The 15,803-nt window shown below is 34.0% G+C and carries 15 protein-coding genes; 1 reads left to right on the plus strand and 14 read right to left on the minus strand.

Annotated features, from left to right (window positions below; translation table 11 throughout):
- Positions 1 to 408 precede the first annotated feature (408 nt).
- The 11 genes from CN514_RS15690 to CN514_RS15740 all read right to left on the minus strand — a co-directional run bounded on the left by CN514_RS15690 (position 409) and on the right by CN514_RS15740 (position 10,135).
- Positions 409 to 1,389, minus strand: coding sequence for a cation diffusion facilitator family transporter (locus CN514_RS15690; protein WP_098233393.1), 981 nt, complete (start codon positions 1,387 to 1,389; stop codon positions 409 to 411).
- Positions 1,390 to 1,957: 568 nt separating this feature from the next.
- A complete protein-coding gene (locus CN514_RS15695; protein ID WP_098233394.1) occupies positions 1,958 to 2,599 on the minus strand; it encodes an FMN-binding negative transcriptional regulator in 642 nt (213 codons plus the stop codon).
- Between the two features lie 209 nt (positions 2,600 to 2,808).
- Complete coding sequence (gene pbp4b / locus CN514_RS15700) at positions 2,809 to 4,077, minus strand: penicillin binding protein PBP4B (protein WP_286141716.1); 1,269 nt, start codon at positions 4,075 to 4,077, stop codon at positions 2,809 to 2,811.
- Positions 4,078 to 4,454: 377 nt separating this feature from the next.
- The gene (locus tag CN514_RS15705; protein WP_098233395.1) at positions 4,455 to 5,846 is read right to left on the minus strand and encodes an L-cystine transporter; all 1,392 of its coding nucleotides are present in this window, start codon (positions 5,844 to 5,846) and stop codon (positions 4,455 to 4,457) included.
- A 142-nt stretch (positions 5,847 to 5,988) separates the two neighbouring features.
- Positions 5,989 to 6,456 carry a DUF3291 domain-containing protein gene (locus CN514_RS15710; protein ID WP_098233396.1) on the minus strand — a complete coding sequence of 156 codons (468 nt, stop codon included), beginning with the start codon at positions 6,454 to 6,456 and terminating at the stop codon, positions 5,989 to 5,991.
- Positions 6,457 to 6,907: 451 nt separating this feature from the next.
- Positions 6,908 to 7,681, minus strand: a complete 774-nt coding sequence (locus CN514_RS15715) for a hypothetical protein (RefSeq protein WP_098233397.1) — start codon at positions 7,679 to 7,681, stop codon at positions 6,908 to 6,910.
- 56 nt (positions 7,682 to 7,737) lie between these two features.
- A complete protein-coding gene (locus CN514_RS15720; protein ID WP_098233398.1) occupies positions 7,738 to 8,121 on the minus strand; it encodes a YkvA family protein in 384 nt (127 codons plus the stop codon).
- Between the two features lie 74 nt (positions 8,122 to 8,195).
- Complete coding sequence (locus CN514_RS15725) at positions 8,196 to 8,534, minus strand: DUF3147 family protein (RefSeq protein ID WP_098233399.1); 339 nt, start codon at positions 8,532 to 8,534, stop codon at positions 8,196 to 8,198.
- Positions 8,518 to 8,943, minus strand: a complete 426-nt coding sequence (locus CN514_RS15730; protein ID WP_098233400.1) for a MarR family winged helix-turn-helix transcriptional regulator — start codon at positions 8,941 to 8,943, stop codon at positions 8,518 to 8,520. Before CN514_RS15730 ends, CN514_RS15725 begins: the two co-directional genes overlap by 17 nt.
- A gap of 408 nt (positions 8,944 to 9,351) precedes the next feature.
- Positions 9,352 to 9,807 (minus strand): SRPBCC family protein, encoded by a 456-nt coding sequence (locus CN514_RS15735; RefSeq protein WP_098233401.1) that lies wholly within the window; start codon positions 9,805 to 9,807, stop codon positions 9,352 to 9,354.
- A gap of 4 nt (positions 9,808 to 9,811) precedes the next feature.
- Positions 9,812 to 10,135: an ArsR/SmtB family transcription factor gene (locus CN514_RS15740; protein ID WP_217993931.1), complete on the minus strand. Its 324-nt coding sequence runs from the start codon at positions 10,133 to 10,135 to the stop codon at positions 9,812 to 9,814.
- Between the two features lie 305 nt (positions 10,136 to 10,440).
- Here CN514_RS15740 and CN514_RS15745 point away from each other — a divergent pair, with 305 nt between their 5' ends.
- Positions 10,441 to 11,301: an ATP-binding protein gene (locus tag CN514_RS15745; protein WP_141529396.1), complete on the plus strand. Its 861-nt coding sequence runs from the start codon at positions 10,441 to 10,443 to the stop codon at positions 11,299 to 11,301.
- Positions 11,302 to 11,426: 125 nt separating this feature from the next.
- On the opposite strand, the gene CN514_RS15750 is transcribed toward CN514_RS15745, so the two are convergent.
- From CN514_RS15750 to hutU, 3 genes are all read right to left on the minus strand, one after another.
- Positions 11,427 to 12,734, minus strand: coding sequence for an MFS transporter (locus CN514_RS15750; RefSeq protein WP_098233402.1), 1,308 nt, complete (start codon positions 12,732 to 12,734; stop codon positions 11,427 to 11,429).
- A gap of 70 nt (positions 12,735 to 12,804) precedes the next feature.
- On the minus strand, positions 12,805 to 14,061 hold the full coding sequence (gene hutI, locus CN514_RS15755; RefSeq protein ID WP_098233403.1) for an imidazolonepropionase: 1,257 nt from the start codon (positions 14,059 to 14,061) through the stop codon (positions 12,805 to 12,807).
- Positions 14,061 to 15,737 carry a urocanate hydratase gene (gene hutU / locus CN514_RS15760; protein ID WP_098233404.1) on the minus strand — a complete coding sequence of 559 codons (1,677 nt, stop codon included), beginning with the start codon at positions 15,735 to 15,737 and terminating at the stop codon, positions 14,061 to 14,063. The genes hutI and hutU overlap by 1 nt, the downstream gene beginning before the upstream one ends.
- Positions 15,738 to 15,803 lie beyond the last annotated feature (66 nt).

Raw genomic sequence — 15,803 nt, forward strand, 5'->3', positions numbered from 1 at the left:
ATCTCTATCAACTTCGTAACAAACTTTTATGAAAAAGTTTGTACAATTAATATAATTCTTTCCTTTTTGATTGAATCCTTTAAGAATCTATATCATATCAAAAGAAATCAAAACTCAAAATGTGATAAAATGTGATACTATTCACAAATTTATAAATATTATATAATGCTGAATTTTCTACTGGTAAACTATTCATATAGTAGGATTTTCTTTAAAAATAAAATATGAATTGGAGAGAACACGAAAATACTATTTAAAGGTTTAATTGTTTGTTCCATTATTAGCATACTTTTTTCATCTTTTATTCTCAATTAATAAGAAAGAGCTTGAAGCAACAAAGTCCATTAACTAAATAACTCCTAGACTAAAAAGAAACGACAAACATGATATTTGTCGTTTCAATCTTTATTATTTTTTAATTAATTCTGTTGTATCATCTTCAGTCCAATTTTGAATTCCATCATCTTCGTCCAATTCGATAATAACGTCTGTTACACCTTTTTCTTTCATAATTTTTTCTTCTAATCGGTCTTTTATATCATCAGCTTTAGCTACTGTTAAATTAGGGTCAAGTTCAATTTCTAATTCAACATGTAAATCTTCTCCCTCTTTGACAACCGTAAGAGCTTGAATATCTTTGACATCTGGATCTTCCATTACGATTTCACCAATCTTGTCTTCCATTTCTTCATCTGATTCACCAATTACTCCTGCAGCATTATCAAGAAAAACTTTTCCAACTACAAGGAACATCAAAATACCGATGATGACAGAAGCAATACCTTCCGCTTGATGGAATGGTGTAAAGTAAGCAATGATTACAGCAATCATCGCCAATAATCCACCTAGTGTTGCTACTGTATCTTCTAAGAAAACTAATTTTGTAGCTGGTTTTGCTTTTCCTAAATTAGAAATTGCCTCGGTAACCACTCCAAAACCACTTGTTGTTATTCCTAATTCATGACTAATTTCTTTCATTGCTTTGTAAAGTACAAATGCTTCAAGCACCACTGAAGCACCTAAAATAGCAAGAGTAATAGTAAGCCCCGAAGAGTGGGTAGGATGTATTATATGCTGAATTCCTTCGACAATCGTTTCAAACGCCATAATTCCTACAATTAATACTGCACCAAGTAAAACTAAATTAACAAGTCGGCCAAATCCATTTGGAAACCGATCTGTTGGTGCTTTTTTACTTAATGCTGAACCGCTAAAAACAAAAATTTGGTTAGCAGTATCGGCAGCACTATGCATCATCTCAGCAAAAAGTGCAACACTTCCTGTCATACTAAACCCTATTCCTTTTATTATCGCTATTACAGCGTTAACAATAGCTGCTAATAATGCAGATTTATTACCCTTTTTTAAAAGCTGTAAAAATTCTTTCATTCTATACTCCTCTTCACTAGTATTTTTATATTATGTATTTTTATATTTTTTATTAGCTAACCAGGGAAAGTTCATTAAATTCGAAGTTAAAACAGTTCATTTTTTACTTAATTGGAAAGATATGTAATTTAATTTTACCATAGGTTCTGATCATTCTTTTGTCTCTTCTACAAAAATATATTTGATCAGCTAAAATATTTTGAGGACTTAAATAGAAAACCTTTTCCTTAACAAAACGAAGATGCCACTAAAGACAAAAAAAAAATAGAAATCTACTAGATAAATCCCGATAATCAAAATGCTTACGCCTATTAAGAAGTAAAGTATCTTCTTTAAGAAAAGCATTTTTTTTTTGAAAATTGAGACCCATAAACAAAAAAATGCTAATAATAAGATTGGTACCGCTAGTAACACAATCAACAACGATCTTCACATCCTTTAACTAAGATTCCTATGTCATACTTAATTGTTTTTGAACCCCAAAAAAGCTATCTAAAAAGACAGCTTTTAATAATTTATATGCGGTTAATGAATTGTACTAGTTCAATTTCATTTTTAAAAATCAAATTTACTTCTTACTTTCCTTAAAAGATAAATGCTCTAATCTCTTTCCCATCAGTTCAGCCATTTGTTTTGAATGTGGATCTTCTTCTTTTTGTAAATGATCAATGATCTTATTATAATCCTTTTCGCTTCGGTTCTGGCTTAATTTATATGAGGCCTGAATTTCTTCAACTTTAATCTTAAATCCCACTATACCTTTTAGTTCACTTTCTAAAAGTTGTGGAGAAAGTTTATCCCATAATACTGGGTTTTCACGATTTTTTTCATATTTTTCTAGCATGATTGTTAATTCATCTACTAATTCATCTCTTTCTAAAATGCTTACTTTTCCGTAAACATGCACTGCTTGATAATTCCATGTTGGAACTTCCTCAACTTCATACCAAGAAGATGAAATATAAGCGTGAGGTCCTTGAAACATAACAAGCACTTCTTCACTATTCTCAAATGTTCTCCACTGTGGATTTCCATATGCAATATGCCCAGTAATATAATAATCTTCACCTTTTTTAGTTAGACCTAAAGGTAAATGTGTAGCAATTGGTTTACCCTGTTTTGTTGTGATAATCGTGCCAAAAGAGTTTTTTTGAACGAAATCCCAAATTTCTTCAGGATTTGTTATTTTATAATATTTTGGAATATACATGATTCATATTACCTCCTTAATCTTTTTTGTTGCAAATGCAATAAAAATACTATACTTTAAATCTAACTTAAGATTGTTGCATTTGCAATAATATTTTTAATAGGATGTAAGAGGAACCTTATTATAAATCAATGGTATTTCACTTAATAATAAAAAAGAGAAAAATCATTCAATCAAGAAGATTTTTCTCTTTCCTAGTTCAAGATCAATTACTTAATCAATGCTTCATACACAGCAGTCGCCACGGCTTTATATTGTCCTGTAGCAAAGTCATCCCCTACAAATTTGTTCGAATTTATTAGTGGATCAATTACAGGTGAATGTTTTTTATTGGTCAATAAGACAATCCCTAAATTATTATCTGGATCTATAATCGTCAGAGTGCCTACCCAACCGGTATGTCCGATCGCATTTGGACTTGCGTACAATCCAAACGTAGACGTCATACTTGGGGAGCCATTTCTTCTCCACCCTAAGCCATATGTTGGATTTAAATCGGAAGGTGCTGAAAACTGATCAATCGTCTTTTGATCAAATAGTTTTACTTTGCCATATCCACCTCCGTTTAACATGACTTGCAATAGAACCGCTAAATCGCTTGTCGTAGAGAACAGCCCCGCATGACCAGATACGCCACCCATCGAGTAGTATGCCTTCTCATCATGCACTTCTCCTTGTATTGTGTATGTACGAATATTTGGGAAGGAGATGATACCGTCACGTGAGTTCCCCATTAACTCGGTTGCCGCGAAATCTTTCGGTTTGAATCCTTTTTGCAAAGGGTTGAACATTGTGTGTTTTAGACCTAACGGCTTATAAATCGTATTTTCTACATATTCGTCTAGTCTTTGGCCAGTTATTTTCTCAATAATAAATCCGAGGATCATATAATCTACGTCACTATAAATGTTTTTCGTACCAGGTACATATTCTAACGGTGTTTCAGCGATTTTTTCAAATGTTTCATTACGATCTTGTGTATACAAGGAACCTGCTACAGTAGGATTGTGGTATTGCGGATCGGCTGGAAAACCAGCAGTGTGGTGTAAAATATCGATTAAGCGTAGGGTGTCCTTCCCTTTAATCATATCAGTTGATTTGTCTTTAAAATTTGGAAAGTATGATTGTACAGTTGAATTCAAGTCTATTTTTCCGATACTAACAAGATGTTGCAAAGCGAAGTTAACTGCATACATTTTAGTGTTTGATGCCAAATCAAACATTGTATTAGTCTTCATTTTCTGAGGATGTTTCAGTGGTGACAGCCCATCGTATTTTTTCGAGTACCCATAAGCAGTGTTTTTTACAATTTTCCCATCTTTAATAATCATTAGAACTGTACCCGGAAAACCATTGTTTACATCCTTCTGAATCAATTCATCTACTTGTTTTAATTTCTCGGATGAAAATCCAACCTCTTCAGGACGTTTTACTTTGCTCAACACAGGAAAGCTATCACTATGTTTGTTTTGTTTCATTCCATTCACCTCTGCCTGGATTGAGGGTTTCTCTGCATTTGTTTGAGCGTAGCTGACAGAACCTGTTGTAGTAACCAAAGCAAGCGATAGTGCTGACGTTACAATACTACGAGTCATTCGAGCCAATTTAAATCTCCTCCCATTAAAATAAACTATCCAAACTTTCATAAGCCTAATCGTTGAAATATTCGTTTCGTTTTTGAAAATAAAATTCAAATTTACATCACTTATAATTGAAATAAAATTCCAACTATTTTTAGTATAAGGGCAAGATTCGTAGTTTGTAAAGTTTGATTATTCTTCTACCGAGGGAAAAGATTACTATTTTTAATATAAAAAAATGGATAGCCAATTCAGGCTATCCATTTAAACAAAATTTATGCTTCTACAACATCTACAACATTAGCTTGCTGATAAACTTCTTTTTCGAATTCTCCTGTAGCCTTACTTGTTAGGATACCTGATGTCATTGCTCCACTAACATTTAGAGCTGTACGGCCCATATCAATTAGGGGTTCAACTGAGATTAGTAATCCTACGATTGCGATTGGAAGATTCATAACTGATAGTACGATAAGAGCTGCAAAAGTTGCTCCTCCACCGACACCAGCTACACCGAATGAACTGATTGCTACGATTAAAATTAGAGAGATAATAAATGATGCACTTGTTGGATCAACACCAGCTGATGGAGCTACCATTACAGCTAACATTGCTGGATAAATACCAGCACATCCATTTTGACCGATTGAAAGTCCAAACGAACCAGCGAAGTTTGCAATTCCTTCTGAAACACCAAAATCTTTTGTTTGTGTTTTGATTGTCATTGGTAATGTTCCAGCACTTGTACGTGATGTAAATGCAAATGATAAAGTTGGTAAAGCTTTTTTCACATATCTCACTGGGCTTAGTTTTGCAAATGACAATAATAATAAATGCACTATAAACATGACGATTAAAGCCACATAAGACGCTATTACAAACTTACCTAATTTTACGATTGCATCATAATCACTTGTTGCTGCTACTTTTGTAATGATTGCTAAGATTCCATAAGGTGTTAAACGAAGAATTAGGGATACGACTCTCATCGTTACTGTATAAAGTGTATCAATTATTTTAGCAAAAAACTCTGCAGTTTCAGGCTCTTTACGTTTTACTCCTAGGTAGGCAATTCCCACAATTGCTGCAAAAATTACAACTGCAATTGTAGATGTTGCACGTGCACCAGTTAAATCTAAAAATGGATTACTTGGAATTAATTCCAGGATTTGTTTTGGAATTGTCATCGCTTCTACAGTTGGCACACGGCCTTGTAATTCTGTAATTCTAGCAGTCTCTGCAGCACCTTCTGATATTTTGATACCATCAAGTCCAAATCCTAGAGCGGATCCTATTCCAATAGCTGCTGAAATAGCTGTTGTACCAAGAAGAATCCCAATAACAAGGACACTAATTTTACCGATATTCTTAGTTAACTTTAATTTTGTAAACGCTCCGACAATTGAAACGAATACTAGTGGCATGACAATCATTTGTAATAGTTTTACATAACCACTACCAACAATGCTAAACCAGTCGATTGTTCCGACTGTAACGTCATGTTCAGTTCCATAGATTAAATGAATAATATAACCAAAAATAAGACCTAAACCTAAACCCGCGAATACACGCTTTGAAAAAGATACATGCTTCTTTTGCATAAAATACAAGCCATACATAAGTACTAATAAGATAACAACATTTACACAGATAAGTAATGTATTCATTTTTCTCCCCCTTTTCTTTTAATAATATTAATTTACGAAAATATTAATACAAGTATTCCTATAAAACAAGTAGGAATTATTAATTTTTTGTAAAATTCCTACTTTTTTATCATTTAGATACAATTTATCTAGAAATCTATTACTACTTAATTAATATCACTTCACCATATTGATCAAATGCATGCTTAAAATCAAAAGCAGTAGGAGTTGGTCCATTTCGAATGTAATAGTCATATCTTTTAAAGGCCTCTTCCCACGAAACATCGCTTTGCTTCTCTGTCCACCACACAACATATGAAAGGTGCTTCTCTTTATAAGATTCCATCCATTTACTTCGATCTTTCAACGCTTGCTTATGTTGTCCTGAGTACGTAAACCGATATAAGGATTCTAGGTTCTTCCATACCGTTAGTGTGAGTATAGGATAACCGTTCCCTTTGCTAGCTTCTTCAGGGAGAGAGATTCCATCAGATGAAAACGCATCAATCATGTGTCCAGATTTTGTAGCCTGACGAAATATATCATTTCCTACAGAAAAAAATTGACGAGAGGTAGAGTGATCATATGGGTGTTTTAGCCTACCAACTGTATAGATTGCAACAAAAGCCATAAATAGTCCTCCATAGACAGGTTTTATTAAATTTATATTCAAGTAAGCTTTTATTTCATAACTATTTCTTTTTTTCAATATTTTTATATTTTGTAGAGAATTGGATTAAGTGGTACACTTTGTTCGCTTTATTGAATATCGAATTCAGTGTTCTGTAGACAAAAAAAGACAATCAACTAGGATTCCTCCCATTTGATTGTCTTTTAAAAATACGATTCTAGTTTATCCCTAATTGCGTTTTAACAAGATCAATTGTTATTCCTTGATACTTTTTAACTGGTTTTGGTGCATCTCCCAGACTCAAGCGACAAGCAAGGAATATTATAATTTACAATTTCTTGTTCATGATCGTAATAATTGCATCGCAATTCACGGAAAAACACAAAAAACCACAAGGAATATCTACCTTGTGGATCTTCTTCTTTTATATCGTTCTATTGAGACTCCCCAATTACTTTCTTAGTATTTGTATATATTTACGTTCATGCTCCGAATTAATTTTATGTCTATAATTCCAGTACATCAAAAGGCACTTTCCATACCCTTTCGCTACACCTAACTCAATTGCGGTAATGACAACATCTAATATCTCATGTATTCCTTCAGTAATTTTATTTCTTGCACATAGATACAAAGCATGAGAGTAACGGAATTTTAAATGCATTTGCTGTCTAAATGGCTCTTTACTTTTAGCCAAGTCTTCAAAAATATAGAAATATCGATTTAACAAAAGTTCAACATCTTCTATCCGCCCAAGCTTTACATAAACTTCTAAAATTCTTGGTAAACCTCCATACATGTCTCCTCTTCCTTCCAACCAGTCAAGGTATGCATCAGCATATTCATTTTGTTCAAATTCCAAGTACGCAACAAATCTGTTACCATCAGCTAAGTCTCTGTAATATTCATTAACTTTTGAATAACAATCTATAATACATAAAACCTCTTCTAATGAACAACCTAAGCGAAGCATTGCAAAACCTTGATAAAAAAGTGCGTTACCATAATAATCTCCTTCTACGGCTAATTTCTCCAATATTTTTGCATAATACATTACCTTTTTCCAATTTTGGTGGATATAGCAAGTAGCCATTATCCAAAAATAAGTTGATAATTGAAACTCATTAGTCAAACTTGTTAAATGCCTCAAAACAAGAACTTCAGCCTCATGTCCTTGTTCCGTTGTCCTGACTATGTATTCAATAAAATTTTTTAAAAGTTTCAAAATTAAAAACGACTACCCTTAAATAGGACAGTCGTTTTTTCATTCATCTGAAAATATTAACTAATTAATAGATAAACTTTGAAAATTACCCAAATAAAAATCACTAACCAAATCATCAAAATTAATGATCCGACTATCCAATTTTTAGGTATTCCTTTTCTCATCATTTCTTCTGCTTTCATTTCGCAGTCGACTATTACATTATCTGGTATTAGCTTTAAAGAGATATAAATACCTAAAGGAATGAGAATAACATCGTCTAAGTAACCTAAAATTGGAATAAAATCAGGTATTAAATCAATCGGACTAAAAGCATATGCTACTACACAAACTATGAATACTTTTGCATACCAGGGAACACGTTCATCCTTGCATGCAAAATAAAGTGTGAAGACCTGTCGCTTTAATTTCTTCGCCCATATTTTTAATTTTTTAAGCATTTTTTCTCCTATAATTACGTTTTAACTCATTATATCAAAGCTTTTTATCAATAATGTAAAAAGAGTAGCGAAAATTAAAACAAATGTTTTACTACTAAGTCTTGAGCAAATATATAAACAAGCCATCCTATAATACCAAGTCCAATTGAAGTAACTAAGTGTATTGAATGCTGAAGCGCTACTCCTATAATCAACAACATAACCACCGTACCCGGAATCCCAAGTACAACTCCATATGCAAATTTACTTAATGCTTGTACTTGTTCGCCCTGAACATTTAGCCAAATTAGACTTAAAAGACTAACGATAGGCAATGCCGCAATCAATCCACCTTGTGTAGGGAATCGGCGTGCTATTTCAGTTATAACTCCGATAATAATTGCTGATGTAAATATTTTAATAATCGCGTACAATTTGAGCCCTCTCTTTCATTAAATTAAAGGCTTTTAAAATCGTTTCTCTTTCTTGCTCTGTCATCTGTTCAAAAAGAAGCTGTTGAAGCTTTTCTTCATTTAAACTTGAATTTTGTAACAAAACTTCTTTCCCTAAATCTGTAAGCATTAGAATTACTTTTCGTTGATCAATCTCACCACGAGTTTTATAAACATAATCTTTTTCTAGTAGGCGTTTAACATGTTCTGACGCTGTATTGTGAGAGACTTTAATTCCTTCAGCAATATCCTTTATCCCAACTTCATCTTCTTTATCGATAATTTGTAAAATCCGAACGCTTTGGTGCGTAATATTTTCTTTATGCTTATATCGTAAAAGATAGTAAATATCAGTCCATAATTGATTCAGTTGTTTAATTTCTTTATCCATGTTGATTCTCCTTATATCGTATAACACGATTAATTCTTATTAACAGATTATATCTTATAATACGATATATGTAAAATATAGGATTAATGAATTCCGGGAAAATACAACGGACTGCAAATAAAATCTGAGAATCGCAATTAAAATTGGTAAATCTGCAATTAAATTCCAAAGAAACGCAATTAATTCAAAGGATACCCATACCAGTTAAGGGATTATGACCTTAAAATTGTACGATAGTAGTTACTTTCAAATGGAAAACTAGCAAATATGGTTCCATTCTTTTCATTTAAGAAAAAAATTGACAAAACTCTTATAAAAAAGAGCGATTAGATCCCCCCACTTCCCTAGTATTTTACAACAAAAAAGGGACGTCGTTATGGGATAGTCCCTTTCAATATACTATCTTTCTTAAATCGAAATAGGTGGCAATGTATTTCCTGTTTCAAGCAAGCTTTTTAAGTTACTTAAAATTGCTGGCCAGCCATTGTTTAATCCTTCAAATGTGTCATCACGATCTACTAAATCAGTCGGTTCTAGATTTTCATGTTTTAGCGTTAGTCTAACTGTGGACTCTAATTCTTTCAACACAAATGTAACGATTGATGGTTCTTTACGGTTTATCGGATCGTTTGTGTGATTCCATGTAAAAGAAAGTAAACGATATGGCTCACATTTTAAAATCGTTCCATAATCAGTAACTTCACCATTTCTTAAATAAGAAACATTTGAGCCTACATTCCAATCAGATTCAATTGCAGTTCCGAAAAAGTATTTTTCAGTAAATTGAGTGCTCGTTAAAGCTTCCCATAGTTTTTCGGGTGTAGTTGCGATGTATGTAACATAAACAAATTGTGGTTTATTCATTGTTCTAATCCTCCTCAAGTTTTTTTAATCCACTTAATGCATCTAAGCGATTATGTTCATACTTGTTGATCCATCGCTTTGAAATTTCGCTAATCGGTACAGGATTAAGATAGTGAAGTTTATTTCGACCATGCCACTCTATTACAACAAGATTTGCTTCTTCTAATATTACTAGGTGTTTAGTAACTGCTTGTCTACTCATTTCAAGAAGTTGACACAATTCACTTAATGTTTGTCCGTTATTTATAAATAATTCATCAAGCAATATTCTACGACTAGAATCGGCAAGTGCTTTAAAAACCTTATCTATTTCATTCGACCTCCCCACTATTTATATAATAAGCAACTAATTAGTTGCACGTCAAGTTCATTAGTTCATTTTTCGTATAATCAGAAATGAATCAATCCTTGTTATTGCTCTTTTAATTTTTTTACCAAAAGTTATTCAATTAAATAGCTAATTAACGTAATCAATGTTACAAAACAAATGATTCCTTTTTTCAAAAAAGCTAAATGAAGTTGTTATGAGCAGGATTTTCGTACATTCGACAAGAATAGTTAGTTGGAGAAAGAAGAGGAAAAAATAATTACTAATGAGTAGACGATCACTGACAAGGTAAAGTTAAGCAAGGAATGTTTATTTTCGGAGAAGAAACAATCCGTGTTCGAAAGGATGGGGTTAAGGTAGATGTTATATTATCAGCAGCGCCCATTCATGATGCACAAGGGAAGTTGGATGGTTGGTCAGTAACTTTTAGGGATATTACGGAGTGGAAGATGTCTCAAATAATGTTACAAAACACCGAAAAACTATCTGTTGCTGGTCAATTAGCTGCAGGAATTGCCCATGAAATCCGAAACCCTATTACCGCAATAAAAGGATTCATTTATTTGATGAAGAATGGGTTTGGAGATAAAGAAGAATATTTTAAAATTATGTCATCAGAATGTGAACGAATCGAAGGAATCCTTAGCGAACTACTTATTCTAGCAAAGCCACAAATTAATAAATTGGAACATTCAGATATTCAATTGTTATTAACTCAAATTGTCGATCTATTAAAAACGGATGCAATTATGAATAATGTTGAAATTATCACTGAGTTTCTAACGGAAGATTTTCATATTATTTGTGATGAAAATCAAATGAAACAGGTGTTTATCAACTTTATTAAAAATGCAATTGAAGCTATGAACAAAGGTGGAAAATTAACTATTCAAACTCAAAAAAGAGATGAAGAAAAATTGATGATCCAAATTATTGATGAAGGAGGCGGGATGTCCGAAGAAACGATTAATAAGTTGGGACAACCATTCTATACTACGAAAGAAAAAGGAACGGGCTTAGGGTTTATGATTAGTAAAAAAATCATTGATAATCATTTTGGGGAAATCCATATTAAGAGTGTAGTAAACAAAGGTACAACGATAGAAGTTATTCTGCCGTTCGTAAATGAAAGGGCTAATTATTTAACGGAGGTTTCTATCAATTGATAGAAATTAACTAATAATTAGCAGGTGTATTGATTTGTAAATAAAAAAGCTGAAATCCTTTTTCGGAAGTGAATCGAAAGCAAAAAAAGAGAAATTGCCGAAACAATATCTCTTTTTTCATTTTATTAACCTGCAAGATCATTCGAAGGTCTAGCAGTCTGTTCTCGTTTTCCTGGTTTAACAAAGATCATGGCTACCATTCCTAATGTTACTGCGATTGATGCTGCGATAAACATTGCACTGTATCCATGTTTTGCTACTAGGCTACCTGTTAAGGTTGGTGCAATAATCGTAGCTAAGTTTGCGATGAAATGTGTTACGCCACCAAATGTTCCAGCTTTTTTTGGTTCCGTATCTAATACTACTGTCCAATAAATTGAGTTTGGTAAATAGTTAAATGCATTACCAATACACATTAAGATTAGGACGGCTGAAGCACTGTGAACTGTTGGAATCAGCATGAAACAAATTGCTGTAAAGAATAATGAAAAAACTGTGAACCAAGATCTAGCAATACGTAAATTTCCTGTTTTTCTAAGAAGTGAATCTGATATTTTCCCGCCAAGTAAACCTGTAAAAATAGCTCCAATCCATGGAATCATTCCAACAAATCCTAATGATGCTAATGAAAAACCGAATTCATCTTGTAAATATTTAGGCGTCCAAGTAAGTAATAAAATATTTACATATAAAAAGGCAAAATAACCAATTCCATTCATTACTAGAGTAGGATTTTTGAAAAAATAGTACCATGGTGTAGATTCTTTTTCACTTTTTCCACTAACAGGATTATTCAAACGAATTAACTCAAGTTCTTGTTTTGTGACGTTTGGATTTTCTTCTGGAAGGTTTGTAAATACTTTAGACCAAATAAATGCCCAAATTAAACCAACTACCCCAAGAATAATAAATGTCACTTTCCAACTTGCAACTGATAATAGAGCAACTACGATTGGTGCAGTAATCAGTGCTCCTACTGGTGTACCTACTAAACCAAGCGCAACTGCAAACCCTCTTTCTTTAGGAGAAACCCAGTTAGCCATTGTTTTATTCATTGTTGAGAGGGTAGGCCCTTCTGCAAGTCCAAATAATACTCGGAAAACTGCAAATCCAGCTAAGGCGGATCCACCAAATAATGTTGCACCTAAATTACCAGCAAATACAGTGCCTAATTCAAAAATTGACCAGGCAGTTGCGGCAAGTAACCACATAAATTTAGGTCCTTTTTTGTCGGCAAAAGCTCCACCAAATAATGCTCCAAATATATAGCCATATCCAAAGTAACCTAAGATCTCACCCCAACTTATAGGGCTTAATCCAAACTCTTTAATTATCTCAGCCTGTGCATATGCAATTGCACCTCGGTCGATATAATTAACGATCGTGATCATAATTATCATAAAAATGATAAAGAATCTATAATTATTTTTCATTAAATCTAGTTCCTCCTATTAAATTTTTATCAGAAGGGACCCCCATTGATTTATCATTTTCTGCAACTAATTACACAATCTTAATACCTTTTTTCCAAACAGATTTCACATGGTTAACGCCGAATAAATATTGTAATTCTTGATAGTTTTTAACATTCCATAATACAAAGTCCGCTTGTTTTCCAACTTCAAGTGAGCCGATTTGATCTTGGCGATTAATTGCACAAGCAGCATTATATGTTGCTGCTGTTAAGCTTTCAGCTGGAGTAAGTCTCATTGAAATACAAGCTAAGTTCATTACAAGTGGCATGGAAGTTGTTGGTGAAGAACCTGGATTGCAGTCAGTTGAAATGGCTACAGCTACCCCTTCATCAACCATTTTTCTTCCTTTTGCAGCATCTTCACGTAAATAAAGTGCTGTTGCAGGAAGAAGACAAGCAATTGTTCCTGATTTAGCCATTGCAGCAATACCTTCATCAGAAGCTTTTAATAAATGCTCGGCTGAAATAGCACCAACTTTTGCAGCTAATTCCGCTCCGCCATACGGTTCAATTTCATCAGCATGAATTTTTGGAATTAGATCATATTTCTTACCTGCTTCTAAAATTCGCTCTGATTGTTCTGGCGTAAATACACCTTTTTCGCAGAAAACATCATTAAATTCAGCTAGTTTTTCTTCTGCGATGATTGGCAGCATGTCGTTAATTAAGTGATCAACAAATTCATCTTCTCGTCCTTTAAACTCTTTCGGCACTGCATGTGCACCCATAAAAGTAGGAACTAATTCAACTGCATGCATATATTTTAATTTTTTCATCACTCTTAACTGCTTTAACTCGGTTTCTAAATCCATACCATAACCGCTCTTACTTTCTACAGTTGTAACGCCATGTGCAATGAATGAATCTAGACGACGCATCGTTTGTGCCATTAATTCTTCTTCAGTCGCTTCACGAGTCATGCGGGCAGTCGCATGAATTCCGCCACCCGCATTCATAATATCCATATATGTTGCACCTTCAAGACGCATTTCAAATTCACGCTCACGGCTTCCACCATACACAACATGTGTATGTGGATCCACTAGACCAGGAGTAACAAGTTGGTTTGATGCATCAACTACTTCTGCTTCATGAATTTTTTCTGCATAGCGATCTTGAATTTCTTTTGTTGTACCAACAGCTTGGATTACTCCATCTTCAATCCATAAGCTACCGTCTTCAATTAAACCAAGGTCTGACATTGCAGCCTTTGAGCGAGGTCCTTCCACTTTTGAAGCAAGCGTTGCTAATTGAGCTGCATTTTTAATCCAAATTGGTTTTGTCATTACTTATCAGTCCCTTTATCAAGCATTGGAATATTTACTCCTCTTTCACGAGCAGTTTGTTTAGCTAGCTCATAACCCGCATCAGCGTGACGAACTACACCCATTCCAGGATCAGTTGTTAATACGCGCTCAATACGTGCTTCTGCTTCTTTCGTACCATCTGCAACAATTACAACACCAGCGTGTAAAGAGTAACCCATTCCTACTCCACCACCGTGGTGAACTGATACCCAAGTAGCTCCACCAACTGCATTAATCATTGCATTTAAGATCGGCCAGTCTGCTACTGCGTCTGATCCATCCATCATGCTTTCAGTTTCACGATTTGGAGATGCTACAGAACCTGAATCTAAGTGGTCACGTCCAATTACGATTGGAGCTTTTAATTCTCCACTTGCAACCATGTCATTTAAGATTTTACCGAAACGAGCGCGCTCTCCATAACCTAACCAGCAAATACGAGAAGGTAAGCCTTGGAATTGAACTTTTTCCTGTGCCATACGAATCCAATTACATAAATGCTCATTATCAGCAAATTCTCTTAAAATAGCTTGGTCAGTTTTGTAAATATCTTCAGGATCACCTGATAATGCTACCCAACGGAAAGGTCCTTTACCTTCACAGAATTGTGGACGGATATAAGCTGGAACGAATCCTGGGAAATCAAATGCATTCTCTACTCCTTCATCCTTCGCAACTTGACGGATGTTATTACCGTAATCAAATGTCACAGATCCTTTTTCCATCATTTCAAGCATTGCTTTTACATGAGTTGCCATTGAAGCTTTTGAACGAGCAACATAAAGTTCTGGGTTTGAAGCTCTTAATTCTGCAGCTTCTTCTAATGACATTCCTGATGGTGTATAACCGTTTAATGGATCATGTGCTGACGTTTGGTCAGTTAATACTTCTGGAATAAAGTTTCTAGCAATCATTTCTGGTAAAATTTCAGCAGCATTTCCTACAAGTCCGATTGATAATGCTTTTCCTTCTTTTTTCGCTTCTTCAGCAAGACGAATTGCCTCATCTAATGAATCTGTTTTTACATCTGTATATCTTGTTTCAATACGACGATCGATTCTAGTTTCATCTACATCGATTCCGATACAAACTCCACCATTCATTGTAACAGCAAGTGGTTGAGCTCCACCCATTCCACCTAGACCAGCAGTAACAGTAATTGTACCTGCAAGTGTGCCATTAAAATGTTGTTTTGCTAATTCAGCAAACGTTTCGTAAGTTCCTTGAACAATACCTTGAGAACCGATATAAATCCAGCTACCAGCTGTCATTTGACCGTACATCATTAAACCTTTTTTATCTAATTCATGGAAAGTATCCCAATTAGCAAAAGCAGGTACTAGATTTGAGTTAGCAATTAAAACACGTGGCGCATCAGTATGAGATTTAAAAATCGCTACTGGTTTACCAGATTGAACTAATAATGTTTCATCATTCTCTAAATTCTTTAAAGAATCAACAATCGCATCGAAGCACTCCCAGTTACGAGCTGCTTTACCAATTCCACCATATACTACAAGATCCTCTGGACGCTCTGCTACATCTGGATCCAAATTATTCATTAACATACGAAGAACTGCTTCTTGTTGCCAACCTTTTGTATTTAATTCCGTACCTCTATATCTAACTACTTTATCGACTGTAACCGTATTCATAATTTAATACCCCCTTGATGTGATATTTTCAGTCTAACACGAATTTTCCGATATTTTATTATAAAA

Origin of the sequence: Bacillus sp. AFS001701 (assembly GCF_002559405.1) — a bacterium.
Taxonomy (GTDB): domain Bacteria; phylum Bacillota; class Bacilli; order Bacillales; family Bacillaceae_G; genus Gottfriedia.